Source organism: Bradyrhizobium sp. 164 (assembly GCF_023073715.1).
Lineage (GTDB): Bacteria > Pseudomonadota > Alphaproteobacteria > Rhizobiales > Xanthobacteraceae > Bradyrhizobium.
On record NZ_JADPKA010000077.1, the window covers coordinates 50,073 to 74,364 of the forward strand.

General features: G+C 64.3%; 23 protein-coding genes. 14 read left to right on the forward strand and 9 right to left on the reverse strand.

The window, feature by feature from the left end; translation table 11 throughout:
- Positions 1-2 precede the first annotated feature (2 nt).
- From IVB01_RS24660 to IVB01_RS24670, 3 genes are read left to right on the forward strand one after another with little or no spacing between them, the layout of a single operon-like run.
- Positions 3-1,253, forward strand: coding sequence for a Zn-dependent hydrolase (locus IVB01_RS24660; protein WP_247279798.1), 1,251 nt, complete (start codon positions 3-5; stop codon positions 1,251-1,253).
- Between the two features lie 12 nt (positions 1,254-1,265).
- A complete protein-coding gene (locus IVB01_RS24665) occupies positions 1,266-2,177 on the forward strand; it encodes an NAD(P)-dependent oxidoreductase (RefSeq protein WP_247279799.1) in 912 nt (303 codons plus the stop codon).
- An 11-nt stretch (positions 2,178-2,188) separates the two neighbouring features.
- Positions 2,189-3,262: a malate/lactate/ureidoglycolate dehydrogenase gene (locus IVB01_RS24670; RefSeq protein WP_247279800.1), complete on the forward strand. Its 1,074-nt coding sequence runs from the start codon at positions 2,189-2,191 to the stop codon at positions 3,260-3,262.
- 198 nt (positions 3,263-3,460) lie between these two features.
- On the opposite strand, the gene IVB01_RS24675 is transcribed toward IVB01_RS24670, so the two are convergent.
- A complete protein-coding gene (locus IVB01_RS24675; RefSeq protein WP_247449733.1) occupies positions 3,461-4,534 on the reverse strand; it encodes a tartrate dehydrogenase in 1,074 nt (357 codons plus the stop codon).
- 153 nt (positions 4,535-4,687) lie between these two features.
- Between IVB01_RS24675 and IVB01_RS24680 the strand changes: the two genes are divergently transcribed.
- Both IVB01_RS24680 and IVB01_RS24685 read left to right on the forward strand, forming a co-directional pair.
- The gene (locus IVB01_RS24680; protein ID WP_247279802.1) at positions 4,688-5,464 is read left to right on the forward strand and encodes an SDR family oxidoreductase; all 777 of its coding nucleotides are present in this window, start codon (positions 4,688-4,690) and stop codon (positions 5,462-5,464) included.
- A gap of 126 nt (positions 5,465-5,590) precedes the next feature.
- Complete coding sequence (locus IVB01_RS24685) at positions 5,591-7,009, forward strand: amidase family protein (RefSeq protein ID WP_247279803.1); 1,419 nt, start codon at positions 5,591-5,593, stop codon at positions 7,007-7,009.
- Positions 7,010-7,078: 69 nt separating this feature from the next.
- Here the strand turns inward: IVB01_RS24685 and IVB01_RS24690 are convergent, their stop codons facing one another.
- Both IVB01_RS24690 and IVB01_RS24695 read right to left on the reverse strand, forming a co-directional pair.
- The gene (locus IVB01_RS24690) at positions 7,079-8,185 is read right to left on the reverse strand and encodes an amino acid ABC transporter permease (RefSeq protein WP_247279804.1); all 1,107 of its coding nucleotides are present in this window, start codon (positions 8,183-8,185) and stop codon (positions 7,079-7,081) included.
- 2 nt (positions 8,186-8,187) lie between these two features.
- Positions 8,188-9,375 (reverse strand): ABC transporter permease subunit, encoded by a 1,188-nt coding sequence (locus IVB01_RS24695; protein ID WP_346015459.1) that lies wholly within the window; start codon positions 9,373-9,375, stop codon positions 8,188-8,190.
- An 88-nt stretch (positions 9,376-9,463) separates the two neighbouring features.
- Here IVB01_RS24695 and IVB01_RS24700 point away from each other — a divergent pair, with 88 nt between their 5' ends.
- From IVB01_RS24700 to IVB01_RS24715, 4 genes are all read left to right on the forward strand, one after another.
- Positions 9,464-10,336: a MurR/RpiR family transcriptional regulator gene (locus IVB01_RS24700; RefSeq protein WP_247279806.1), complete on the forward strand. Its 873-nt coding sequence runs from the start codon at positions 9,464-9,466 to the stop codon at positions 10,334-10,336.
- A 3-nt stretch (positions 10,337-10,339) separates the two neighbouring features.
- Positions 10,340-11,689 (forward strand): aspartate aminotransferase family protein, encoded by a 1,350-nt coding sequence (locus IVB01_RS24705; protein ID WP_247279807.1) that lies wholly within the window; start codon positions 10,340-10,342, stop codon positions 11,687-11,689.
- Positions 11,690-11,701: 12 nt separating this feature from the next.
- Positions 11,702-12,715 (forward strand): amino acid ABC transporter substrate-binding protein, encoded by a 1,014-nt coding sequence (locus IVB01_RS24710; protein ID WP_247279808.1) that lies wholly within the window; start codon positions 11,702-11,704, stop codon positions 12,713-12,715.
- Between the two features lie 151 nt (positions 12,716-12,866).
- Positions 12,867-13,505: an aspartate/glutamate racemase family protein gene (locus tag IVB01_RS24715; RefSeq protein ID WP_247279809.1), complete on the forward strand. Its 639-nt coding sequence runs from the start codon at positions 12,867-12,869 to the stop codon at positions 13,503-13,505.
- Here IVB01_RS24715 and IVB01_RS24720 read toward each other — a convergent pair.
- Positions 13,502-14,146, reverse strand: coding sequence for a TetR/AcrR family transcriptional regulator (locus IVB01_RS24720; RefSeq protein WP_247279810.1), 645 nt, complete (start codon positions 14,144-14,146; stop codon positions 13,502-13,504). The two genes, IVB01_RS24715 and IVB01_RS24720, sit on opposite strands and share 4 nt — an antisense overlap.
- 135 nt (positions 14,147-14,281) lie before the next feature.
- On the opposite strand from IVB01_RS24720, the gene IVB01_RS24725 reads away from it, so the two are divergent.
- Genes IVB01_RS24725 through IVB01_RS24745 form a run of 5 tightly spaced genes read left to right on the forward strand, consistent with a single transcriptional unit; the run spans position 14,282 to position 19,035 of the window.
- Complete coding sequence (locus tag IVB01_RS24725; RefSeq protein WP_247279811.1) at positions 14,282-14,491, forward strand: ferredoxin; 210 nt, start codon at positions 14,282-14,284, stop codon at positions 14,489-14,491.
- A gap of 55 nt (positions 14,492-14,546) precedes the next feature.
- Positions 14,547-15,770, forward strand: coding sequence for a cytochrome P450 (locus IVB01_RS24730; protein WP_247279812.1), 1,224 nt, complete (start codon positions 14,547-14,549; stop codon positions 15,768-15,770).
- A gap of 30 nt (positions 15,771-15,800) precedes the next feature.
- Entirely contained in the window at positions 15,801-17,123 is a 1,323-nt protein-coding gene (locus IVB01_RS24735) for an MFS transporter (protein WP_247494935.1), read from the forward strand.
- 3 nt (positions 17,124-17,126) lie between these two features.
- On the forward strand, positions 17,127-17,786 hold the full coding sequence (locus tag IVB01_RS24740) for a sulfite oxidase-like oxidoreductase (protein WP_247279814.1): 660 nt from the start codon (positions 17,127-17,129) through the stop codon (positions 17,784-17,786).
- Positions 17,787-17,811: 25 nt separating this feature from the next.
- Positions 17,812-19,035: a bifunctional alpha/beta hydrolase/OsmC family protein gene (locus IVB01_RS24745; protein WP_247449728.1), complete on the forward strand. Its 1,224-nt coding sequence runs from the start codon at positions 17,812-17,814 to the stop codon at positions 19,033-19,035.
- Position 19,036: 1 nt separating this feature from the next.
- Here IVB01_RS24745 and IVB01_RS24750 read toward each other — a convergent pair whose 3' ends face one another.
- The 5 genes from IVB01_RS24750 to paaE all read right to left on the reverse strand — a co-directional run bounded on the left by IVB01_RS24750 (position 19,037) and on the right by paaE (position 24,247).
- Positions 19,037-20,116: a YeeE/YedE family protein gene (locus tag IVB01_RS24750; protein WP_247279815.1), complete on the reverse strand. Its 1,080-nt coding sequence runs from the start codon at positions 20,114-20,116 to the stop codon at positions 19,037-19,039.
- 114 nt (positions 20,117-20,230) lie between these two features.
- Positions 20,231-21,235: a zinc-binding alcohol dehydrogenase family protein gene (locus tag IVB01_RS24755; RefSeq protein ID WP_247279816.1), complete on the reverse strand. Its 1,005-nt coding sequence runs from the start codon at positions 21,233-21,235 to the stop codon at positions 20,231-20,233.
- Positions 21,236-21,286: 51 nt separating this feature from the next.
- Positions 21,287-22,618, reverse strand: a complete 1,332-nt coding sequence (gene paaK / locus IVB01_RS24760) for a phenylacetate--CoA ligase PaaK (RefSeq protein WP_247279817.1) — start codon at positions 22,616-22,618, stop codon at positions 21,287-21,289.
- A gap of 41 nt (positions 22,619-22,659) precedes the next feature.
- On the reverse strand, positions 22,660-23,109 hold the full coding sequence (paaI, locus tag IVB01_RS24765) for a hydroxyphenylacetyl-CoA thioesterase PaaI (protein ID WP_247279818.1): 450 nt from the start codon (positions 23,107-23,109) through the stop codon (positions 22,660-22,662).
- Positions 23,110-23,164: 55 nt separating this feature from the next.
- Positions 23,165-24,247: a 1,2-phenylacetyl-CoA epoxidase subunit PaaE gene (gene paaE / locus IVB01_RS24770; RefSeq protein ID WP_247279819.1), complete on the reverse strand. Its 1,083-nt coding sequence runs from the start codon at positions 24,245-24,247 to the stop codon at positions 23,165-23,167.
- Positions 24,248-24,292 lie beyond the last annotated feature (45 nt).

Consider the following 24,292-nt stretch of genomic DNA (forward strand, 5'->3'; position numbering starts at 1 on the left):
GCATGAGCCGAGCCGCCACCAACCTGCAGATCGATCCCGTCCGCCTCTGGGGCTCCATCCACGAGACCGCGCAGTTCGGCGCGACGGCCAAGGGTGGCGTGCGGCGGCTGACGCTCAGCTCCGAGGACAAGCAGGTCCGCGATTGGTTCCGCAAGGCCTGCGAAGACGCGGGCCTGGAGGTGCATGTCGATGCGCTCGGCTCGATGTTCGGCCTGCGCAAGGGGCGCGACATGACAAAGCCGCCCGTCGGCATCGGCTCGCATCTCGACACCCAGCCGACCGGCGGCAAGTATGACGGCATTTTGGGTACGCTCGGCGCACTGGAAGTGATCCGCACGCTGAACGATGCCGGCATTGAGACGGAAGCGCCGATCTGCATCGTCAACTGGACCAACGAGGAAGGCTCGCGCTTCGCACCGGCGATGATGGCGTCTGGCGCCTATGTCGGCGATTTCACCACCGATGACATTTTGTCGCGCAAGGACGCTGAAGGCATGACCGTCAGGCAGGCGCTCGACGGCATCGGTTATCGCGGCGACAAGCCGGTCGGTTTCCAGAAGCTCCGCTGCTTCGTCGAATTGCACATCGAGCAGGGCCCGATCCTGGAGGCCGAAGGCAAGACCATCGGCGTGGTCGATTCCGGCCAGGGCGTGCTGTGGTACGACGGCAAGATTTCCGGCTTCGAGAGCCATGCAGGCTCGACACCGATGCCGCTGCGGCGCGACGCGCTGGCGACACTGTCGGAGATCGTGCTGGCGATGGAGGCGATTGCGAAGAAACATGGTCCGAACGCGGTCGGCACCATCGGCGAGGCCGTGATCGCAAATCCCTCGCGCAACGTCATTCCCGGCGAGATCGCCTTCACCATGGATTGCCGCAGCGCGGATGGCGCCATTATGGACGCGCTCGATCGCGATTTGCGCGCCGCGATTGCCGAGATCGCTGCGCGCCGCAAGGTCGAGGTCAAGGTCGACCTGGTCTGGCGCAAGCCGCCGACGCATTTCGATCCCAAGCTGATTGCGACGGTCGAGAACGCGGCGAAGATGCTCGGCTATTCCTCTCGCCGCATCACCTCCGGGGCTGGCCACGACGCCTGCAACCTCAACACCGTCATGCCGGCGGCTATGGTGTTCGTGCCCTGCAAGGACGGCATCAGCCACAACGAATTGGAGGATGCCACGCAAGCGGACTGTGCCGCGGGGACCAACGTGCTCATGCACACCGTGCTGGCGATCGCCGGCGTCGCGTCCTGACCGGAGAGAACCATGCGCGGAGTTTTCGTCGACGCCAATGAAACGCTGGCGGTGATCATGGAGCGGCTGGAGAAGCCCGGCGATCCCAAAGTGCGGATCCACAGGAATCCTGATATCAAGCCGGAGCAATATCCGGAGATTCTCGACGGCGCCGAAATCGCGATCATTGATCACACTTCGCTTCCGACCGACGTCGCAAAGAAGTGCACCGGCCTCAAGCACGTCGTGTTCCTGGGCACCGGCGCGCGCAGCTACATGAACCCGGAGGAACTGGCCGAGCTCGGCATCTCCGTGCATCTGATCAAGGGCTACGGCGACACGGCGGTGGCGGAATCCGCGATCGCGCTGATGTGGGCCTCGGCCCGCGTCATCGCGATGATGGATCGCGAGATGCGCGGCGGCAATTGGCTGCGCGAGGACGGTATGCAGCTCACCGGCAAGACGCTCGGGCTGATCGGCTTCGGCGGCATCGCCGCGGAAGTGGCGCGCATTGCGTCCGGCAGCGGCATGAAGGTGATCGCCTGGAACCGCTCGCCGAAGAGCCATCCTGGCGTAGAATTCACCGATCTCGATACCGTGCTGGCAAGGAGCGACGTCGTGTCGCTGCATCTGCTGCTCAGTGACGAGACGCGCGGCATGATCACGCGCGAGAAGATCTTTGCGATGAAACGCGGTGTCATCCTCATCAACACCGCTCGCGCCGCGATCGTGGACGAAGCCGCCATGATCGATGCCCTGAAATCGGGCCACATCCGGCATGCCGGCCTCGACGTCTTCAACATCGAGCCGCTGCCCGGCGGCCATCCGCTGACAAAATTGCCGAATGTGACGCTGTCGGCGCATTCCGCCTTCCGCACGCCGGAGGCGAGCGAGAACCTGATTGGCGCGGCGTGGGAGCACTGCCGCCGGATCGTGAAGGGATAACAGCAACAACAATGGCCGATTACCGCACCATCAAGGCAGAGAAGCTCACCAGCGTCATCCATGCCATCGCCAAGGCGGGCGGATCCACCGATCGCGAAGCCGAATTGGTCTCCACCAACCTCGTCGAGGCGAACCTGAAAGGCCACGACTCGCACGGCGTCGGCATGATTCCGCGCTATGCCGAGGCGGTCGCCGAGGGCGGCCTCGCGGTCAACCAGCACGTCAAGATCGTGATGGACACTGGCCCCCTGCTCACCCTCGACGGCCTCACCGGCTATGGCCAGGTGATGGGCCAGGAGGCGATGGAGCTGGGCGCCGAGCGCGCCAAGCGCAACGGCGTGTGCGTCGTCGGCCTCTCCAACTCGCACCATATCGGGCGCATCGGCCATTGGGCCGAGCAGTGCATTGAGCACGGGCTGGTGTCGATCCACTTCGTCAACGTGATCTCGCGTCCGATAGTGGCACCCTGGGGTGGCAGCGATGCGCGCCACGGCACCAATCCGTTCTGCGTCGGCATCCCGCGCGCAGGCCACGAGCCGATCGTGCTCGACTTCGCCACCAGCAAGATTGCGCAGGGCAAGACCCGCGTCGCCTACAACAAGGGGGTCGCGCTCGATCCCGGCACCATCATCGATAACGAAGGCAGGCCAACCACGAACCCGCGCTACACCGTGATCGCGCCGCACGGCGCCATCCTGCCGTTCGGCGAGCATAAGGGTTCTGGGTTGGCGTTGGTGTGCGAAATTCTCGGCGGCGCACTTTCGGGCGGGCAGGTCGTCAAAGGCCCGGCCGACAGCAAGCGCCGCGTCCTCAACGGCATGCTCTCGATCATCATCGATCCGAACAAGCTCGGCACCGGCGAGAACCTCGCGCGCGAAGTCGAGAGCTTCGTCGCCTGGCACACCGGCTCGCCCCCCGCCCCGGGTGTCGACAAGGTGAAGATCGCCGGCGAGCCCGAGCGCGAGACCAAGAAGAAGCGGCTGGCCGAGGGCATTCCTGTGGATCCGAATACCTGGCAGGAGATTCTGGACGCCGGAAAGCGGTTCGGGCTCGATCAGGCGACGATTGAGAAGATTGCGGGCTAAGCAGAGCGAGGCACGCTTGTCTTCCCTTCTCCCCTTGTGGGAGAAGGTGGCGCGAAGCGCCGGATGAGGGGTTCTCGCAGCGAGCAAAAACCCACAATGAGAGGTCTGCTTCTGCGGAGATAGACTCCTCCTCACCCGTCTTCGATGCTTCGCATCGAAGCCACCCTCTCCCACGAGGGGAGAGGGTAAAACAGCGAACTAGTCTACCATCTCCGCCACCGCCTTGCCGCAGGCGGTGGTGTCGGCATTGCCGCCGAGATCCTTCGTCCGCAGCGTGCGTTCGGCGAGCGTGCGCTCGATCGCGTCGACGATCGACTTGCCGGCTTCCTTCTCGCCGAGATGCTCGAGCATCATCGCGCCCGACCAAATCATGCCGATCGGGTTGGCGATGCCCTGCCCCGCGATATCGGGAGCCGAGCCGTGCACCGGCTCGAACACCGATGGGAAATTGCGCTCGGGATTGATGTTACCAGACGGCGCGATGCCGATGGTGCCGGTGCAGGCCGGGCCGAGATCGGAGAGGATGTCACCGAACAGATTGGAGCCGACCACGACGTCGAACCAGTCCGGATGCAGCACGAAGTTCGCGGTGAGAATATCGATGTGGTACTTGTCCCATTTCACGCCCGGGAACTTCTTGGCCATCGCCTCCACGCGTTCGTCCCAATAGGGCATGGTGATGGAGATGCCGTTCGACTTCGTCGCCGAGGTCAGGTGCTTCTTCGGCCGCGACTGCGCGAGCTCGAAGGCGAACTTCAGGATGCGGTCAACGCCGGTGCGAGTCATCACCGTCTGCTGCGTCACGAACTCGCGCTCGGTGTCCGGGAACATGCGGCCACCGACGGAGGAATATTCACCTTCCGTGTTCTCGCGCACCACCCAGAAATCGATGTCGCCGGGCTTGCGATTCGCCAGCGGCGACGGCACGCCGGGCATCAGCCGCACGGGACGCAGGTTCACATACTGGTCGAACTCGCGGCGGAATTTGATCAGCGAGCCCCACAGCGAGACGTGGTCCGGAATCTTGGCCGGCCAGCCGACCGCGCCGAAATAGATCGCATCGTGCTTACCGATCTTCTCCTTCCAGTCATCCGGCATCATCTGGCCGTGCTTCTCGTAATAATCCCAGGACGAGAAGTCGAAATGGTCGAATTGCAGGGACACGCCGTGCTTCTTCGCCGCCGCTTCCAGAACGCGCAGGCCCTCAGGCATCACTTCCTTGCCGATGCCGTCGCCGGGAATGACTGCGATCCGGTATTGTTTCTTGCTCATCGAGAACGTCCTTGGTTGGTTTCGGCAGCCGCCTTTTGATTGCACTGCAATGGACCAAACGCGGCGGCAGTGCAACGCTGCACTGCAATGTTGACCGTGGCGCGACCGAGCGCCTACTGATCTGATCCTGTTCCCATCCTGCGAGTACCCCTCATGGATCTGCATCTGCGCGGTAAGCGCGTCCTGATCACGGGCGCATCCAAGGGCATCGGCGCGGCCGCCGCCGAGGCGTTTGCCGAGGAAGGCGCGCATCTGCTGCTTGCCGCCCGCAGCGGCGAGCAGCTCAAGGCGCTGGCCGAGCGGTTGCGTTCCGCGCACCAGATCGACGCCGCGACGAGTGTCGTCGATCTGCGCAAAGCCGAGGACATTGCGCGGCTCGCCAAGGAGGCCGCCGGCATCGACATCCTCGTCAACAATGCCGGCGACATCCCCGGCGGGTCCATCGACAAGATCGACGAGGCGACCTGGCGGCACGCCTGGGAATTGAAGGTGTTCGGGTACATCAACCTCACCCGGCAGATCTACGCGCAGATGAAAGCCAAGGGTGGCGGCGTGATCGTCAACGACATCGGCGCGGCCGGCGAGAAGTTTGATGGCAATTACATCTGCGGCAGCGCCGGCAATGCTGCGCTGATGGCGTTCACCCGTGCCCTCGGTGGAAAAAGTCTCGCCGACAACATCCGTGTGGTTGGCATCAATCCCGGCCCTGTCGGCACCGACCGCCACGTCACCCTGCTCAAGACGCGGGCAAAGCACCAATTTGGCGACGAGAGCCGCTACAGCGAATTCCAGAAGAGTCTGCCGCTCGGGCGCCCTGCGCATGCGCGCGAGATCGGCGACCTCATGGCGTTCCTGGCGTCGGCTCGCTCGGGCTATACGTCGGGCGTGATCTATACCGTCGATGGCGGCATCAGCGCCGGGTGGGGGTAGGTCTATCCCTCCTCATTGCGAGCGCAGCGAAGCAATCCAGAATGCCTCTACGCAAAAGGTCTGGATTGCTTGGTCGCTTCGCTCCTCGCAACGAGGGAGCCTAGAAGAAGCACAGGAGTAAACTAATTGTCTCAAGAGCTGATTCGCGAAACCGCGTGCACCGTCGTCGACAAATTGCGGTCCGGCGACATCTCCCCGCTCGAGCTGCTGGATGTGCTGGAGAAGCGCATCAGTGAAGTCGACAGCAAGGTCAACGCGCTGCCGACGCTGTGCTTCGATCGCGCCCGGGATCACGCCAAGGCGCTGATGCAGAAGCCGGCCGGCGCACGCGGGCTGCTCGCGGGCCTGCCGGTGCCGATCAAGGATCTGACCGACGTTGCGGGCGTGCTGAACACCCAGGGCTCGCCGATCTTCAAGGACAACATCCCGGCGAAATCCGACCTCATGGTCGAGAACCTCGAGGCCAACGGCGCGGTCGTCTACGCCAAATCCAACACACCGGAATTCGGCGCCGGCGCCAACACCTTCAACGAGGTATTCGGCGCGACCCTCAATCCCTGGGATACTTCGAAATCTGCGGCCGGGTCCTCCGGCGGCGCAGCAGTTGCGCTCGCCACCGGCATGGCCTGGCTCGCGCAGGGCTCAGACATGGGCGGCAGCCTGCGCAGCCCGGCGAGCTTCTGCGGCATCGTCGGCATGCGGCCGAGCATCGGCCGTGTCGCGCATACGCCGAAGGCAGGCATCGACCGCAATCTGGGCGTGCAGGGTCCGATGGCGCGCAACGTCGAGGATCTCGCGCTGCTGCTGGATGCCATGAGCGGCGACTATGCCGCCGATCCGCTGTCGCTGCCGGCGCCTTTGACTTCGTTTCTCTCGGCGGCGCAGTCCGGCAAGAAGCCGAAGCGCATCGCCTATTCGCCCGATCTCGGCATCACGCCGGTCGATCCCGAGGTCAAGGCGACCACGCGCAAGGCAGCTGAACGTTTCGCCGAGGCCGGCGTCATCGTCGAGGAGGCGCATCCGGACTGGCGCGAGGCGCATGAATGCTTCCACGTGCTGCGCGCTTTCGATTTCGCGATCAGCAAGGCGCAACTTCTCCGGACCAAGCGTGACCTGCTCAAGCCCGAGGTGATCTGGAACATCGAGGAAGGCCTCAAGCTCACCGTCGAGCAGCTTGAGCGCGCCGAGGCCCAGCGCGTCGGCATGACCGCGCGCGCCGTCGAGTTCTTCAAGACCTACGACCTCCTGCTGGTGCCGACGACGATCGTGCCGCCCTTCCCCGTCGAGCATCGCTATGTCGCCGAATGCGCCGGCAAGACGTTCGAGAACTATGTCGAATGGCTCGGCATCGTCTACGCTATCACGCTCGCCTGCTGCCCGTCGCTGTCGCTGCCCTGCGGCTTTACCGCGTCCGGCCTGCCTGTCGGCGTGCAGGTGGTCGGCGCACCGCGCGCAGATGCGCAGGTGATTGCAGGCGCGAAGGTGCTGGAGGATATATTGGGCCTGCGCGGCACGACCCCGATCGATCCGAAGGTGAAGAATTAATCTCGCTCTGGTGCCCGGACGCAGCGCAGCGCTCTTTCAGCGATGCGCTGCATCGCCGCGGCCCGAGCGTCACCGCGCGCCTGATGCCTCCAGACTCCGGCTGTAGCGCGACATCGCAAAGCAAAAGACAAAATAGATTGCGGCGACGAAGATATAGACCTCGACGGAAAACTGCTGCCAAGCGGGATCGATGATCGCGGTCTTCGCCGTCGTCAGCAGGTCGAAGATGCCGATGATCAGCACGAGACTGGTATCCTTGAAGAAGGCGATGAAGGTGTTGACCAGTGGCGGGATGACGTGGCGGATCGCCTGCGGCAAGATGATCAGCCGGTGCTTGCGCCAGTAGGACAGTCCCAGCGCGTCGGCAGCCTCATACTGCCCGCGCGGTACGGCCTGGAGACCACCGCGGATGACTTCGGCAAGGTAGGCGCCCGCGAACAGTATGATCGCGATCTGTGCGCGCAACAGCTTGTCGATGTTGAACCCACTCGGCATGAACAGCGGAAACATCACGCTCGCCATGAACAAGAGGCTCACCAGCGGCACGCCGCGGATCAGCTCGACATAGAGCACGCTGAGCGAGCGGATTGCCGGAAGCTTCGAACGACGGCCGAGCGCGACGAGGATGCCGAGCGGAAAGCCGAACGCGAGTCCAAACGTCGCCAGGATCAGCGTGACCGGCAATCCGCCCCAGCGGTCCTGCGAGACGAACGAGAGCCCGAGCACCCCGCCCCACATCAGCACGCTGATCAGCGCGAGTGCACCGATCCAGATGAAAACGAGTTCGCGCCGCCACAGTGCGCGGCGGGTCGAGAGATAGAACAGCGGAATGAACAGCACGACCGACAACGCCGGTCGCCACTGTTCGTCGAATGGATAGGTGCCGAACAGGATGAAGCGGTACTTTTCGGGGATGACAGCCCAGCAGGCGCCGATGCCGCGCACCGCGCGGCAAGCGCTGGAATCATTCGCCGGCGTAAGCCAGACAGCGCTGGCGATGCCCCATTGCACGAAGCTGATCACGCCCTTCGCGAGCACCGCCAGCAGCACGATCGTGAGGATGCCGTTCGGAATCGACGAGAACAAGTTGCTGCGCAGCCAGCGCAGCATCGGATTACCAACTTGCGGGCGGCGAGCGGCACGCGGCACGTCCGGCATATCGCTGATCGCCGTCATCCTCAGCGCTCTACCAGCGCGATGCGCGCATTATACCAGTTCATGAAAAAGCTGATCCCGAGACTGATGGTCAAGAACACCGCCATGATCAGCGCGATCGCCTCGATCGCCTGCCCGGTCTGGTTCAGCGTGGTGTTGGCGATCGAGACCACGTCCTGGTAGCCGATCGCGACAGCGAGCGATGAGTTCTTTGTCAAATTGAGATACTGACTCGTCATCGGCGGAACGATCACGCGCAATGCCTGTGGCAGGATGATCTGCCGCAGCATGAAGCTGCGGCGCAGGCCAAGCGCGTTGGCGGCGTCCCACTGTCCCCGCGGCACCGACTGGATGCCGCTGCGCACGATCTCGGCGACGAAGGCCGAGGTGTAGGTGACGAGTGCGAGCAACAGCGCGAAATATTCCGGCGCCAGCGTCAGCCCGCCAACAAAGTTGAAGCCGCGCAGCTCGGGCCATTCGATGCTCCAGGATGCACCGAGCAGCACGGACGCCAGCGCCGGCAACGCAATCACCAGCGCAACCGCAAAGGGCCACGCCGACCGCGGCTTGCCATCGCGCATCTGCTGCGCGACCAGCGATCGCCGGACGATATAGAACACCGCGCAACCCAGCACGGCGGTGCCGAGGACCGCGAGCTGCGCCGGCCCGAACGGGATCGCCGGCAGGATCAGGCCGCGATTGGACAGGAACACACCCTCGACTGGTCGCCACGCGGCGCGTGCGGCCGGCAGCGCCTGCATCAACACGTACCAGAACAGGAGCTGAAGCAGCAGCGGGATATCGCGGAGCGTCTCGACATAGACCGCAGCGAGCCGTGACAGCAGCCAGTTCGCCGACAATCGCGAAATGCCGATCAGCGTGCCCAAAATCGTCGCGAGCACGATTCCGATCACGGCAACGCGCAAGGTGTTGGTGACGCCGACGATGAACGCCCAGAGATAAGTGTCTCTCGGATTATAGGCGAGCAGACTGTCGGCGATCGGCATCCCGGCCTCGCGACCGAGGAAGGCGAAGCCAGTCGTGATGCGCCGAGCCGAGAGGTTCGTGACGGTGTTGGACCAAAGGAAAGCGACGACCGCTACCGCGATGCCGACGACCAGCACCTGCCAGAACAGGCCCTTCAGCTCGCGGCGCCCAAAGGCGCCGATGAAACGACGGCGTGGCGGCGGTCTCGGCACGTCTGATGTCACGGCACAAAAACCTTCTCAAAAAGGCAGCGATTTCCGGCAGCGCACGTCAACTGTTGCACCAAACTTCAATCCATGCAACAAATGTTTCATGGTCGAGCCCGCGAAATCCTCGCCGTTGAGCGAGCTGCGTATTGCATTGCCATCGCTCCCGATGCGCTTGCAGGAAGTCGGACGCTTCGTCGCCGCCAACGATTACGACGCCACCACCCGTTCCATGCGCGATCTCGCGGCGGAAGCCGGCGCCGATCCTGCTGCGTTCACGCGACTTGCGAAGGCGATCGGCTATTCCGGCTGGGAGGAATTGCGCGCGGCGCTGACCGAGGCGCGGCGGCCATCGCAGACCGCGCCCTTCTCCGGCCGCGCAAAGGGCCGTCGGCACGGGCCGAACGCCGATGTCGCGCTCGTCATCGACAAGCTCCAGGCGGAGGCCGCGGGTCTTCGACGGATCCCGGCGCAGCCGATCGCGGAAGCTGCCCGCGCGCTGCACGACGCCAAGCGGATTTGGATCGCCGGCTATCGAAGCTGCCGCAGCGTCGCGGAATTGCTGAACTACGAGCTGCGACTGTTTCGACCCGAACAGGTCCAACTCGTCGGCGCTTCCGGGCCCGACGACCTCGATCTCGGCGCGTTCCGGCCCGGGGAAGCGGTCATCGTCGTCGGCTTCCTGCCCTACACGCATGCAAGCGTCCGCGTCGCACAGGCGGTCTATCGTACCGGCGCGACACTGGTCGCCATCGCGGATAGTCTCTCGGCACCGATGGCAGAGGGCGCCGACCACGTGCTGCTGTTCGAGGCGGCCTCCTCCCCCGGCTTCTTTCCGAGCCTCACTGGCGCGATTGCGATCGCGCAGTCGCTCGCGGCGGTCACGTTCTCGCTCGGCGGGGTTGCCGCGAAGAAGCGTCTGGAAAGTACCGAGGCGCGACTCGCTGCGGCCTCCACTTACGTCCCAGAGAAAGGTTGACCCATGGCCGCCCGCACCAGCCGTGTGTTGCATCGCTCATTGCGCGAAACGCCGCCCAAGGCGATCGGCGGCGAAGGCGTCTATCTCTTCGCCGAGGATGGCCGGCGCATCATCGATGCCTCCGGCGGCGCGGCGGTCTCCTGCCTCGGGCACCAGCACCCGCGCGTGATCGCGGCGATGGCGAAGCAGGCCGCGACGCTTGCCTATGCTCATACGGCGTTCTTCTCCTCCGAGCCGGCCGAGGCGCTGGCCGACGCGCTGGTTGGGCACGAGCCCGGCGGTCTCGCCTACGCTTATTTCGTCAGCGGCGGATCGGAAGCGATCGAGGCCAGCATCAAGCTCGCGCGGCAATATTTCATCGAGCGCGGCGAGCCGCAGCGGCAGCACTTCATCGCGCGGCGGCAGAGTTATCACGGCAACACGCTCGGCGCGCTGGCCGCCGGCGGCAATGCCTGGCGACGCGCGCCCTACGCGCCGCTGCTCTCGGCTGCGTTCAGCCACGTCATGCCGGCCTTCGCCTATCACGAGAAGCGCGAGGGCGAGGCGGACGCGCAGTTCGTCGCGCGCCTTGCCGCCGAGCTCGAGGCCGAGTTTCAGCGGCTGGGGCCCGACACGGTCGCGGCGTTTCTCGCCGAGCCCGTGGTCGGCGCCACCGCCGGCGCCGTGACCGCGCCGGACGGCTACTTCAAGGCCATGCGCGAGATCTGCGACCGGCACGGCGCGCTGCTGATCCTCGACGAGGTCATGTGCGGCATGGGCCGCACCGGCACCACGCACGCTTGGGAGCAGGAAGGTGTCGCGCCCGATATCCAGGCGATCGCCAAGGGGCTCGGCGGTGGCTACCAGCCGATCGGCGCGATGCTCGCGAGCGGCAAGATCATCGACACGATCCGCGCCGGCTCAGGCGCGTTCCAGCACGGTCACACTTATCTGGCGCATCCCCTCGCCTGCGCGGCGGCGCTCGCGGTGCAAAACGTGATCCGCGAGGACGGCCTGCTCGATCGGGTCAGGGAGCGCGGACGACAACTCGAGCAGCGGCTGACCGAACGCTTCGGCAATCACCGCCATGTCGGCGACATCAGGGGCCGCGGCCTGTTCTGGGCCATCGAGCTCGTCGCCGATCGCGCCAGCCGCACCTCGTTCGATCCGGCGCTCAAGCTGCACCAGAAAATCAAGGCGGAGGCGCTCGCCAACGGGCTCGGCTGCTATCCCGGCGGCGGCACCGTGGACGGCGCGCGCGGCGACCACGTGCTGCTGGCGCCGCCCTATATCGCTTCCGCAGATGAGATCGACCTGATCGTCGACAGGCTTGGCACGGCCGTCGACAACGTATTGCGTAATGTCAATCACTGAGGGGAGAGTAGCATGATTAGGAAAGTGGTTATCGCAGCGGGCGTGCTCGCAGCATCGACTGTTGTCGCTTCGGCCGCGACGCTCGACACGGTGAAGAGCCGCGGCACGTTGGTGTGCGGCGTCAGCGCCGGTTTTGCCGGCTTCTCCGCGCCGGATTCGCAAGGCAACTACAAGGGTCTCGACGTCGACTATTGCCGCGCCCTTGCGGCCGGCGTGCTCGGTGATCCCAACAAGGTGCGTTACGTCTCGCTGACTGCGCAGAATCGCTTCACCGCGCTGCAATCGGGCGAGATCGACGTACTCTACCGCAACTCGACCCAGACCTACTTGCGCGGCGTCACGCTGGGCCTGCGGCAGGGTCCGATCAACTTCTACGACGGCCAGGGCTTCGTCGTGAAGAAGGACCTCGGCGTGAAGGAGCTCAAGGACCTCAAGGGCGCCACCGTCTGCGTGGCTCAAGGCACCACGCATGAGGTCACGCTGGGCGATTACGGCCGCGCCAACGGCATCGACTGGAAGCCGCTGGTGTTCGACCGCATCGACACCATGTACCAGACCTTTTTCGGCGGCCGTTGCGATGCCATGACCCAGGACGCCTCCGCGCTCGCAGGTGCAGTGACCACCGCGGCGCCGAACCCGGCCGACTATGTCGTGCTGCCGCAGACCATCAGCAAGGAGCCGCTCGGCCCCTTCACCCGCAACGGCGACGAGGTCTGGAGCGACATCATCACCTGGCTGCATTACGGCCTGATCGAGGCAGAAGAGCTCGGCGTCACGCAAGCCAATGTCGAGGAAATGGCGAAATCGCAGACGCCTGCAATCCAGCGGCTCCTTGGTGCCTCCGGCGACCTCGGCTCGCGGCTTGGGCTCGACAACAAATGGCTGGTCACGGCGATCAAGACCACCGGCAATTATGGCGAGATCTACGAGCGCAATGTCGGCAAGGCCAGCCCGCTCAAGCTCGATCGTGGCCTCAATGGGCTCTGGAGTAAAGGCGGCTTGATGTACGCCATTCCGTTCAAGTAAGGAGTTCACCTCTCCCCGCTTGGTCGGATTACGCAGCAATCCGGCTGAGGAAGGACTCTCCACCCTCCGACTGTCGCCATATGCGCTGATAGAGCCCCTCACCCCAGCCCTCTCCCCCTAAAGAACGGGGAGAGGGAGAAGCAGCGAAGATATGCGGATCGCCCTCATCCACGCCCTTAAGCATTCCATCGCCCCGATCGAGACGGCGTTCGCGAAGGCTTGGCCCGAGGTACGGCTGATGAACCTGCTCGACGACAGCCTGTCGGCCGATCTGGCGCGCGACGGCGTGCTCAGCGATACCATGACCGAGCGCTTCCTGGCACTGGGCGACTACGCGGCGGCAACGGGGGCGAATGGGATTTTGTTCACCTGTTCGGCCTTCGGTCCCTGCATCGAAGCGGTCGCGCGCGCGCATGCACCGATGCCGGTGCTGAGGCCGAACGAGGCCATGATCGAACGTGCCGTGACCTTGGGTCAGCGCATCGGCCTGCTCTCGACTTTCCCGCCGACCCTGGCCTCGATGCCCGAGGAATTTCCGGCCGCCGTCGAGGTCGTACCGAAACTCGCCGAAGGGGCGCTGGCGGCACTCGACCGCGGCGATCGCGCCACGCACGATCGGCTGATTGCAGACGCATCGCGCGACTTGCGCGATTGCGACGTCATTGCGCTCGCGCAGTTCAGCATCGCCGCGACGGCGCCGCTGGTCGCCGAGGCCACCGGCCGCCCTGTCGTAACTACACCGGAGAGCGCGGTCGACAAGCTGATGAGGCTGCTGAAAGCGGGAGCCTAAGCGCCGTTCTTTTTTCGCCGGGCATCCTTGATCGCGACGGCCAGGGCGGCCTTGGTTTCGCTCACGAAGTCCTCGACCAATTCCTCACGCGTGGCATGCGCCGCCTCGCCGGTGAACAAGCCCTGCTCAGCAAGCATCACGACGCCGTGCAGTGCCGCCCAGATCTTGAGCGCTTGCCGCTCGCGCAAGTAACCGACCGCCGGAGCCTCCAAGGCCTCGATCACGAGCGCAAAGGTTTCGCGCGTCGCCTCGTGCAGCTCGCTGCCCTTGGCGGCGCATGACACAGTGCGCGAGGCGAACATCAGGCGGTAGACACCGTTGCGACGGAGGCCGAAGTCGAGCGTGGCCAGCGCGAGCCGCGACAGCTTCGATTGCTTCGACGGGCTTGCCATCGCCTCGCGCAAAATTGCACTGAGCTGCCGGAACGCCTCCGCCGTCACCGCCGCGAGCAAGGCCTCGCGGTCGGCAAAATGCCGGTACGGCGCCGGCTGCGAGACGCCGAGCTGCTTGGCCAGCGCCTTGATGCTGATCGCCTCGGCGCCGCCGCGTTCCGCTTCGCGCAGAGCGGCCTTGATCAAGGCATCGCGAAGATCGCCATGGTGGTAGGTCTTCTCGGGCTTGCGGATGGGTTGTGAGCGCATATCGAGCAAAGCCTATAAGTTTGCGCTTGACAGGGGAAGCCTGCCGCGAATGTAATAGGATATAACTTAAGAAGAGCTCAGATGAGGAAACGCGCCGCCTTCGGGCCTCGCGCGCAAACGACCGAGGAAGCCGCGATGACAGAGCGACTGAAGGTTCACGTCGATCCCGACAAGTGCCAGGGCCACGCCCGCTGCAAGGCGCTCGCGCCGGAGCTATTCGAGCTCGACGAATTCGGCAACGCCCATGAAACCGGCGACGGCACGGTCCCGGCGGGTCAGGAAGACAAAGCCTGGCTTGCCAAATCCAACTGCCCGGAAATCGCAATCGACGTGATCGAGGAGTAGCGCGCTCTCCGCCCGCTCGCCTGTCTTCAGCGACCACGAACCCGAGGGATTAGAGATGTCCGACGCCAGCCTGCCTGCCGCCCATCCACCCGTCACCGACTGGTTTCATGATTTCGACCACACCGATCCGCAATGGACGGAAGATCCCTTCCCGATCTGGGACCAGTTGCGCGCCGCGAGTCCGGTGGTGCACACAAAACGCTTCCTCGGCTGCTATCTGCCGACGACCTATGAGGCGGTGCGCGAGATCGCCAACGACACCACGCATTTCTCCTCGCGCCGGATCATCGTCCGCGACGTGCGGCCGGAGATCACCAGCAAGAACGCCGCCCCGCCGATCACCTCCGACCCGCCCGTGCACAAGCCGGCCAAGCAATTGCTGCTGCCGCCGTTCACGCCGGATGCGATGAAGAAGCTCGAACCGCGGGTCCGCGCTATCTGCAACGAACTGATCGACGACTTCATCGCCGAAAAGAGCGTGGACGCTGCGGCGCGCTACACGAAGCACATTCCGGTGCGCGCGATCGCGCATATGCTCGGCATTCCCGAGAGCGACAGCGACCTCTTCATCAACTGGATCCACATGATCCTCGAGCTCGGCATCAAGGACGAGACCAAGCTGCTCCAGGCCGTCGAGGAGATGAGCGCCTATTTCAGCGGACACATCGAGGCGCGCAAGACGAAGCCGACCGATGACCTGATCTCCTATCTGATGAATGCCAGGGACAAGGACGGCAATCCGCTCGAGGACTCCCACGTGGTGGGCTCGCTGCGCCTGCTGCTGATCGCCGGCATCGACACCACTTGGAGCGCGATTGGCTCCTCGCTGTGGCATCTTGCGAAAACGCCGGCCGATCGCGAGCGGCTGATCGCCGAGCCCGGGCTGATCCCGATCGCGGTGGAAGAGCTGCTGCGCGCCTATTCGCCGGTGACAATGGCGCGCGAGGTGGTCCAGGACACCACAATTTCGGGCTGCCCGGTCAAGGCGGGCAACATGGTGCTCTTGTCCTTCCCGGCGGCGAACCGCGACCCCAAGATGTTTCCGGACGCTGACAAAGTCGTGATCGACCGCCGCGAAAACCGCCACGCCGCCTTCGGGCTTGGCATCCATCGCTGCGTCGGTTCCAACCTTGCGCGCATGGAAATGCAGGTTGCGCTGGAGGAATGGCTGAGACGCATTCCAGACTTCGCGCTCGACCCGGCAGGCACCGTGACCTGGTCGCAGGGCACGGTGAGAGGCCCCCGCCAGTTGCCATTTCTGCTCGGAAAGGCGATGTAGGCCTCTCCAACAGAGTACGGGAGGCCGGACGTGACAGAGCAAGCAACCAAACCGGCCTCTGGGCATTTTGACGTCGCCGACGCTGAACGGCGGATCAAGGCGATCTTCATCGGCTCGATCGGCAATCTCGTCGAATGGTACGATTTCTACGCCTATACGGCGTTCGCGCTCTACTTCGCTCCCGCGTTCTTCCCTGGTAACGACCCCGTCGTGCAGCAATTGAACGTCGCCGTTGTATTCGCGGCGACCTTCCTGATGCGGCCCCTGGGCGGCTGGTTCTTCGGCTATCTCGCCGACCATTTCGGCCGCCGCATCTCCCTGACCCTGTCTGTCGTCTTCATGTGCTTCGGCTCGCTGATCATCGCGCTGACGCCGACCTATGCCACGATCGGCTTCGCCGCACCGGTGATCCTGGCGCTCGCCCGTGTGATCGAGGGCCTGAGCCTCGGGGGCGAATATGGCGCGAGCGCCACTTACCTCAGCGAAGTCGCCGACCCCAAGCACCGCGGCTTCTATTCCAGCTTCCAGTACGTGACGCTGATCGGTGGTCAGCTCACCGCGATCATCGTGCTGCTGCTTCTGCAGAAGGTCTTCCTCACGCCGGAGGAGCTGAAGGACTGGGGTTGGCGTATCCCCTTCGCGATCGGCGCGGCTCTCGCGATCTTCGCCGCGGTGATGCGGCGCGGCCTGCACGAGACCGAAGCGTTCGAGGAAGCCAAGAAGGTGGTGAAGCCGACCGGCTCGATCACCAATCTGCTGCGCTATCCGCGCGAACTGCTATTGGTCGTCGGCCTCACCGCCGGCGGCACTGCGGCGTTTTACACCTTCACCACCTACAAGCAAACCTTCGTCAAGCTTTCGGTCGGGCTGACCGAGGACCAGACCACTTTCGTGATCTTCGGCACGTTGATTTTCGCGACCATCCTCCAGCCCATCTACGGCGCCATCTCAGACAGGATCGGGCGCAAGCCGCTCTTGATCTTCTTCGGTGCCGCGGGCACGCTCGCGACCGTGCCGCTGCTGATGACGCTGAAGGAGACAAAGTCACCCTTCGTCGCGTTCATCCTGATCTGCGCCGCCTGGCTGTTCGTCGCCGGCTACACCTCGATCAATGCGGTGGTGAAGGCCGAGTTGTTCCCGACCAATGTCCGCGCGCTCGGCGTCGGCCTGCCCTACGCCATCACGGTCTCGATCTTCGGCGGCACCGCGCCGGCGATCGCGCTCTACTTCAAGAGCATCGGGCACGAGGAGTGGTTCTATTTCTATCTTGCCGGCATCATCTGCTTGTCGCTGATCATCTACTCCACCATGCGCGACACCAAGCACGCCTCTGCAATGCATCGGCACGAGTAGGCCATGACCGACGAGACGCCATCCGACAGCAAGCTGACGCGCACCAAGGAGAAATGGGCGCGCGAGGGCCGCTTCCTCACCGGCAAGATCACGCGGCCTGAAGACCAAAGGCTACCGCCCGGCCAGCATCTCACCAAGGATTGGCCTGTGCTCGATCTCGGGGTCGTGCCGCCGGTATCGCGCGAGCGCTGGCGGCTCGACGTCTATGGCGCGATCGAAAATCCCGTGTTCTGGACCTTCGACGAGTTTATCGCGCAGAAGCAGGCGCGGTTCACCTCCGACATCCATTGCGTGACGACCTGGTCGCGCTATGACAATGAGTGGGAAGGACTCGCGACGCGTGAGCTGCTCGCGGCCTGCCAGCCGCGCGAGGATGCGCGCTTCGTCGTGCTGCATTCCTATGATGGTTACACAACCAATCTCGCGCTGGAAGACTTTGCCGCCGAGGATGCGCTGCTCGCCCATAGCTGGTCCGGCCAGCCGCTATCGGCCGAGCACGGCGGCCCGGTGCGGCTGGTCGTGCCGCATCTGTATTTCTGGAAGAGCGCCAAATGGCTCCAGGCCATCGAATTTTTGAACAAGGACGCGCCGGGCTTCTGGGAAGTCCGCGGCTATCATAACCGCGGCGATCCGTGGACCGAGCAGCGCTATTCAGGCGATTAGGTTGAACAAAGGACGGGGAAGTCCAATGCCGACGGAGCGCTTTCAATTCAGGGGTGAAGGCGGCCATCAGCTTTCGGCCGCGCTGGAACTGCCCGACGGCGAGCCCACGGCTTTCGCGCTGTTCGCGCATTGCTTCACCTGCGGCAAGGATACGCTGGCGGCCAAGCGCATCGCGGTCGCGCTCGCGGCCAAGGGCATTGCTGTGCTGCGCTTCGACTTCACCGGGCTCGGCTCCAGCGAGGGCGATTTCGCCAATTCCACGTTCTCCTCCAATGTCGCCGATCTCGTGCGCGCCGCCGATCACCTGCGCGCGACGCGCAGAGCGCCGTCCGTCTTGATCGGGCACAGCCTCGGCGGTGCCGCGATCCTCGCGGCAGCAGGACAGATCCCCGAAGCCACTGCGGTTGTGACCATCGCGGCGCCGTCCGATCCCGCCCACGTCACCGGTCTCTTCAAGGACCACATCGACAACATCCGCGCGCAAGGCGAAGTCGACGTTTCGCTGGCCGGCCGTACATTCCGGATCAAGCGTGAATTCCTCGACGATATCGTCGAGCATGAGCTGATGAAGGACGTCACCGGTCTGCACAAAGCCCTGCTTGTGATGCACTCCCCGGTCGACGATACCGTCGGCATCGACAATGCGACCAAGATCTTCGTCGCGGCCAAGCACCCCAAGAGCTTCATCTCCCTCGACCACGCCGATCATCTTCTGGCGAAGCCCGGCGATGCCCTCTACGCGGCCGACGTGATCGCGGCCTGGGCCAGCCGCTATGTCGACACCGCAAAGTCCGCGAAGGCGATGGATCTCCCGGAGACGCCGCGCCAGGTCGTGGTCCAGGAGACCCGCAAGAGCAAGTTCCACCAGATCATCGCCGTCGGTCCGCACCGCCTGACAGCGGATGAGCCGGTGGCCGCCGGCGGCGAGGATGCCGGCCCCGGCCCTTACGATTTCCTGCTCGCCGGCCTCGGCGCCTGCACCTCCATGACCATGCGTCTTTATGCCGAGCGCAAGTCACTGCCGCTCGACCGTGTCACGGTCACACTGAAGCACTCCAAGATCTATGCCAAGGACTGTGCGGAGTGCGAAACGCGCGAGGGGATGCTCGATCAGATCGAGCGCGGCATTGCAATGGAGGGCGCGCTCGATGCCGAGCAGCGCAAGAGGTTGATGGAGATCGCCGACAAGTGCCCGGTGCACCGGACGCTGACCTCGGAGATCCGCATCGTGACGAAAGCCGTGGAGTAGCTCAAGGGGCCGGTGAGCCGGCCCCGGCTGCCGTCTTGAGAGGCTGAACGCGCAGTGCACCGCGCAGTCCCGCCGCCGTGCCGAGCAGGATGCCGGCAACAGCGACGAACGAGCCCAGCGCCAGTGTGGACATTCCGGTGAGCCCCTGCCCGATCGAGCAACCGAACGCCATCACGCCGCCGATTCCCATCAGCGCGGCGCCGCCGGCTGAACGCAGCATGTGGCGGGGCGAGGAATAGCCTTCGACATGAAAACGACCCGTCGCGAGCGCCGTGACCAGGCTACCGGCGAAGACGCCGGCGACGGTCGCGATTCCGAAATTGAGTGTCAGGCCGGTCGAGAGCATGGCGTATTGCAGGCTATCGGCGATCGGCGCGATGAAGGTGAGCGAAGTCACCGGCACCGGATTGAAATCGTCGGCGCCGAGAGAGCCGGTGGCGAACCAGCCACTGGCAACGAGAAGTCCAACGATGACGCCGGCCGCGATCTGGCCCGGCGAGCGCCGGAACGCCGGCTGCGCGAAGGCAAACAGGATCAGCGCGACGACGACAGCGGCAGCAGCGAGCGCGCGCGAAACCGGTTCAGCGGCACCAAGCGCGGCCAGCAGCGACGGCAGCGAATTCGCGTTGACGGTAGCTTGCGACGCCTGAACCAGCGCAATGCGGGCCGGCGCAATCAGGCCCTTGAGCGTCATCTGCGCGGCAATCGCAAGCACGATCACGACGACGAAGGAGCGCAGATTGCCGCGGCCGAGCAGCACCAGCGCGCGCGAGCCACAGCCATTTGACAGCACCATGCCGTAGCCAAACAGCAAGCCGCCGAGGAACAGCGACGGCGCAGAGAAGGTTTGTTGCAGATAGATCGACTTGCCGAGATCGACCGTGCCGCTGCCCGCCAGCAACTGGCTGGCGGCGATCGCAACCGCAATCGCCAGCGCATAAGTGCGCACCAGCCGCCCGTCGCCCCCCGCCAGAAAACCGCGCATGCTGCTCATCAGACAGAAGCCGCTGAGCAGACCGACAGCGCCATAGATCAGGCCGATGACGAGACCGGCGAGGATGACGAGTTGTGCAGGTTCCATCGGTAGTTCTCAGGTCTCTCGCCATTCGCCGTCATTGCGAGCGCAGCGAAGCAATCCAGACTGCCGCCCTTGAAAGACCCTGGATTGCTTCGCTACGCTCGCAATGACGCGTTTTCATGGCCGCAGGATTACCCTGTCGCGAGACGAACCCGCAACCGCGACATAAGCGTCCTTGGCGCGCTCCAGCGGGTAGACGGCATTCGCCTTGATCGGGAACGGCTTTAGGTGGCCACTCGCAAAGCCCGCGCCGAGATCGCGCAGCACCGCGCCGGTCGCCGACGACGACAGGCCAAGCGTGTCGATGCCCACATATGTATGCTGCCCCCGGTAGAATTCGAGAATGTTGAATTGCACGATGCGGTCGATCGCGGCGATCAGGATCTGGCGGCCGCGCAAGGCAAGCGACTTGTGCGCCGCCTGGAAATAGGGATCGCCGACCGTGTTGAAGACGACGTCTGTGCCTTTGCCGCCGGTCAAATCGCGCACGCGCGTGGCGACATCGCTCATGGAGGCATCGATCACCTCGACCAGCGCGTTGGTGTGGCCTTCATAGGCTTCTGCCTTGCGCACCACGCCGATCACGCGTGCGCCCTGCCAGGTCGCGATCTGCACAGCAGCCTGGCCGACCTTGCCATTGACGCCGAACACCAACACGGTCTCGCCGCTCTTCGGCACGCCGGCGCGGCGAAAGCCTTCCATGGCCGTGACGAAGGGCACGCCGATGCCGGCGGCTTCCTCCCAGGACAACGTCTTCGGCTTCTCCACCACGGCATCGGCTTCGACGACGAGATGGGTTGCGTGGGTGCCGTCGCGGCGGATGCCGAGATCGCCGGACGAGCCGAACACCTCACGGCCGATCGTGCCGGCCGGCCCATCGATCACCACACCAGCGTAGTCACGGCCGGGCGTCCGCGGGAAGACGGCATAAGGCATCAGGCCCGTTGCGGCCTTCACATCCGAGGGATTGACTGCGGCAGCCTTCACCTCGATCAGGAGATCGTTCAGACCACGCGTGAGCGTCTGAGGCTCGACCACCGGCGCAAGCGCCGCGGCGTTCTCGGCCTTGGCATTGAGGCGGACGCAGCGCGCTTCAACGGTTTTGGCATCGGCTGGCGACATCGAAAGACCCGTGATTTCTTGCGGGGCTTGTCGCCTTTGGAGACGATCAAGTCAATCCTTCGGCCGCTTGTCGTAGAGCCGCTTGGCCTTGCCGAGCGAGCGCTCCAGCGTGGCCGGTGCGACCACCTGAACCTTGGAGCTGATCCCGATCGTATTCTTGATTTGGGTCGATACCCTGTCGGCGTGATCGACAAGCCCGCGACCGTCCCAGCTTTCGGGACGCGCTTCGGCGATGATGGTGAGCTCGTCCATGCGGCCTTCGCGGGTGAGTTCCAGGATGAAGTGGCCGCCGCACCAGTCGGTGGCGAGCAGCACCTCCTCGATCTGGGTCGGGAACAGATTGACCCCGCGCAGGATGATCATGTCATCCGAGCGCCCCGTCACTTTCTCCATGCGCCGCATGCCCGGCCGCGCCGTACCCGGCAATAGCCGCGTCAGGTCGCGGGTGCGATAGCGGATCACCGGGAACGCTTCCTTGGTGAGGGAGGTGAAGACCAGCTCGCCCTTCTCGCCGTCGGGCAGCACCGCGCCGGTCTTGGGGTCGATCACCTCGGGATAGAAATGGTCCTCCCAGATATGGAGCCCATCCTTCGTCTCGATGCATTCCTGCGCGACTCCGGGACCGATCACCTCGGAGAGACCATAGATGTCGGTCGCATCCATGTCGAAGGCGTCCTCGATCTCGCCGCGCATGGCGTTGGTCCAAGGCTCGGCGCCGAAGATGCCGATCTTGAGCGAGCACTGGCGCGGATCGAGCTTCTGCCGCTTGAACTCGTCGAGGATCGCCAGCATGTAGCTCGGCGTCACCGTGATGATGTCGGGCCGGAAATCGTTGATGAGCTGCACCTGCCGTTCAGTCATGCCGCCGGAGATCGGCACCACGGTGCAGCCGAGCTTCTCGGCGCCGTAGTGGACGCCGAGTCCGCCGGTGAAAAGACCATAACCATAGCCATTGTGGATGATCATGCCAGTCCGGCCACCGGCGGCGCGGATCGAGCGCGCCATCACGTCCGACCAGGTGTCTATGTCGCGTTGGGTATAGCCGACTACGATCGGCTTGCCCGTGGTGCCTGAGGAGGCATGCACCCGCACCAGCTTTTCGCGCGGCACGGCGAACATGTTAAAAGGATAATTGTCGCGGAGATCGGTCTTCACGGTGAAGGGGAATTTTGCGAGATCCGCAAGCTCGCGAAAGTCGGACGGATGCACGCCGGCCTTGTCGAAGGCGTTGCGGTAATGCGCGACGTTGTCATAGGCGTGCTTCAGCGACCAGGCCAGCCGCTGCTTCTGCAGTGCCATGATCTCGTCACGCGAGGCGCGCTCCTGCGCGTCCATCTCCGCGCTATAAGTGTTGCCACCTTCCTTGAGCCTCGTCAGAGCCATCCTCGTTTCCCCTCATCTTCGTTGTTCTTTTCTTTGCTTTCTTATTGATCCTGCGCCGGCAGCCACGCGCCGGGAATGACACGCGAATGCCCGCGGAACTCCGCGATGACGGTGTCGCCGACAGTGACACGCACGTCGTAGATGCCGGAGCGGCCGCCACGGGTGATCTCTCTAGCCTTCGCAACCAGGCAATCGCCGAGCTTGCCCGGCCTGATGAAAGTGATCTGGCCCTGCGCCGCGACGACGCGCTCATTGTGCGAGTTGCAGGCAAATGCGAAGGCAGAATCGGCGAGCGTGAAGATGAAACCGCCATGGGCGATGCGCTGGCCGTTGACCATGTCCGGCCGCACCACCATCGTCACCGTCGCGAAGCCCGGGCCGATGTCGACGATCTCCATGCCGAGCCCCTTGGAGGCATCGTCCTCCGCCCACATCGCGTCAGCACAGGCGCGGGCGATATCCTCGGACGACAGGGCAGCTTTGATGTTCACGCGCTTCTCCCGGGCAAGTGTTTATCCATCATGCTCTGCTGCTCGGCCAAAACTGTCAAACATGGTCGTAATCGACCACGACGCGCTCCGACGACGGCTTCGCCTGACAGGTCAGGATAAAGCCGGCCTTCAGCTCCCAGGGTTCCAGCGAGTAGTTGATGTCCATCGGCGCCTCGCCCTCGACCAGCTTGGCGCGGCAGGTCGAGCACATGCCGCCCTTGCAGGCGAAGGGCAGATCGACGCCGGCGCGGAGCGCGGCATCGAGGATCACCTCGTCCTCGGCAACAGGCACATCGCGGCGTTTGCCGTCGATGATGAGGGACGCGACCGCCTTCGGTGGCGCGTCGGGGGCAACGGCCTTCTTCGGCCGCGGCTTGCCGCCGAATTCGGAGACGAAGCGCTCCACATGGATACGCTCTTCCGCGACCCCAAGATCGCGGCAGGTCGCCTCGATGTCCTCGCTCATGCCTGATGGACCGCAGATGAAGACATGGTCGACGCTTTCCGCCGGCACCAGCGAACGCAAGAGCACCCTCACCTTGTCGCCGTCGAGCCGGCCATGCAGGATCGCGATGTCCTGTTCCTCACCGGAGATGACGTGGAAGATCGAAAGACGGTCGATGAAGCGATCCTTCAGCTCCTCCAGCGCTTCCAGAAACATGATGTTGTCGGTAGAGCGGTTGCCGTAGAACAGGAAGAAGCGGCTCTGCGGTTCACGCGCGAGTATGCCCTTCACGATCGAGAGGATGGGCGTGATGCCGGAGCCCGCGGCAAAGCCGACATGGATGCGCCCGCTCTCCGCCGATGGGACCAGGCCGAAGCGTCCGGTCGGTGTCATCACGTCGAGTTCGTCGCCGCATTTCAGCTCGTCCGCCGCCCAGCTCGAAAACGCGCCGCCGTCGATCTTCTTCACGGCAATGCGGATCTCGCCGTCGTGGGGGCCGGAACAGATGGAATAGGAACGGCGCACCTCTTCGCCATCGAGCGTCGTGCGGAGCGTCAGGTACTGGCCGGGCGTGAAGGCGTAATCGCTAGCGAGTTCGCCGGGAATGGCGAAGGTCAGCGAGATGGCGTCCGAGGCCTCGCGACGGACGTCGTTGACGGCCAGGCGATGGAAGCGCGGTGCGGCTGCTGACATTACGTGCCCCCTCGTTCGGTCTCTCCGACGTCATTGCAAGCGAAG

What these genes read in the sequence shown, in the direction of transcription:
- IVB01_RS24670 (WP_247279800.1), top strand. Translation starts at nt 2,189, where the DNA reads ATGGCCGATTACCGCACCATCAAGGCAGAGAAGCTCACCAGCGTCATC.
- IVB01_RS24710 (WP_247279808.1), top strand. Translation starts at nt 11,702, where the DNA reads ATGATTAGGAAAGTGGTTATCGCAGCGGGCGTGCTCGCAGCATCGACT.
- IVB01_RS24725 (WP_247279811.1), top strand. Translation starts at nt 14,282, where the DNA reads ATGACAGAGCGACTGAAGGTTCACGTCGATCCCGACAAGTGCCAGGGC.
- IVB01_RS24700 (WP_247279806.1), top strand. Translation starts at nt 9,464, where the DNA reads ATGGTCGAGCCCGCGAAATCCTCGCCGTTGAGCGAGCTGCGTATTGCA.
- IVB01_RS24660 (WP_247279798.1), top strand. Translation starts at nt 3, where the DNA reads ATGAGCCGAGCCGCCACCAACCTGCAGATCGATCCCGTCCGCCTCTGG.
- IVB01_RS24705 (WP_247279807.1), top strand. Translation starts at nt 10,340, where the DNA reads ATGGCCGCCCGCACCAGCCGTGTGTTGCATCGCTCATTGCGCGAAACG.
- IVB01_RS24715 (WP_247279809.1), top strand. Translation starts at nt 12,867, where the DNA reads ATGCGGATCGCCCTCATCCACGCCCTTAAGCATTCCATCGCCCCGATC.
- IVB01_RS24730 (WP_247279812.1), top strand. Translation starts at nt 14,547, where the DNA reads ATGTCCGACGCCAGCCTGCCTGCCGCCCATCCACCCGTCACCGACTGG.
- IVB01_RS24690 (WP_247279804.1), bottom strand. Translation starts at nt 8,185, where the DNA reads ATGACGGCGATCAGCGATATGCCGGACGTGCCGCGTGCCGCTCGCCGC.
- IVB01_RS24755 (WP_247279816.1), bottom strand. Translation starts at nt 21,235, where the DNA reads ATGTCGCCAGCCGATGCCAAAACCGTTGAAGCGCGCTGCGTCCGCCTC.
- paaK (WP_247279817.1), bottom strand. Translation starts at nt 22,618, where the DNA reads ATGGCTCTGACGAGGCTCAAGGAAGGTGGCAACACTTATAGCGCGGAG.
- IVB01_RS24675 (WP_247449733.1), bottom strand. Translation starts at nt 4,534, where the DNA reads ATGAGCAAGAAACAATACCGGATCGCAGTCATTCCCGGCGACGGCATC.
- IVB01_RS24740 (WP_247279814.1), top strand. Translation starts at nt 17,127, where the DNA reads ATGACCGACGAGACGCCATCCGACAGCAAGCTGACGCGCACCAAGGAG.
- paaE (WP_247279819.1), bottom strand. Translation starts at nt 24,247, where the DNA reads ATGTCAGCAGCCGCACCGCGCTTCCATCGCCTGGCCGTCAACGACGTC.
- IVB01_RS24665 (WP_247279799.1), top strand. Translation starts at nt 1,266, where the DNA reads ATGCGCGGAGTTTTCGTCGACGCCAATGAAACGCTGGCGGTGATCATG.
- IVB01_RS24720 (WP_247279810.1), bottom strand. Translation starts at nt 14,146, where the DNA reads ATGCGCTCACAACCCATCCGCAAGCCCGAGAAGACCTACCACCATGGC.
- IVB01_RS24745 (WP_247449728.1), top strand. Translation starts at nt 17,812, where the DNA reads ATGCCGACGGAGCGCTTTCAATTCAGGGGTGAAGGCGGCCATCAGCTT.
- IVB01_RS24680 (WP_247279802.1), top strand. Translation starts at nt 4,688, where the DNA reads ATGGATCTGCATCTGCGCGGTAAGCGCGTCCTGATCACGGGCGCATCC.
- IVB01_RS24750 (WP_247279815.1), bottom strand. Translation starts at nt 20,116, where the DNA reads ATGGAACCTGCACAACTCGTCATCCTCGCCGGTCTCGTCATCGGCCTG.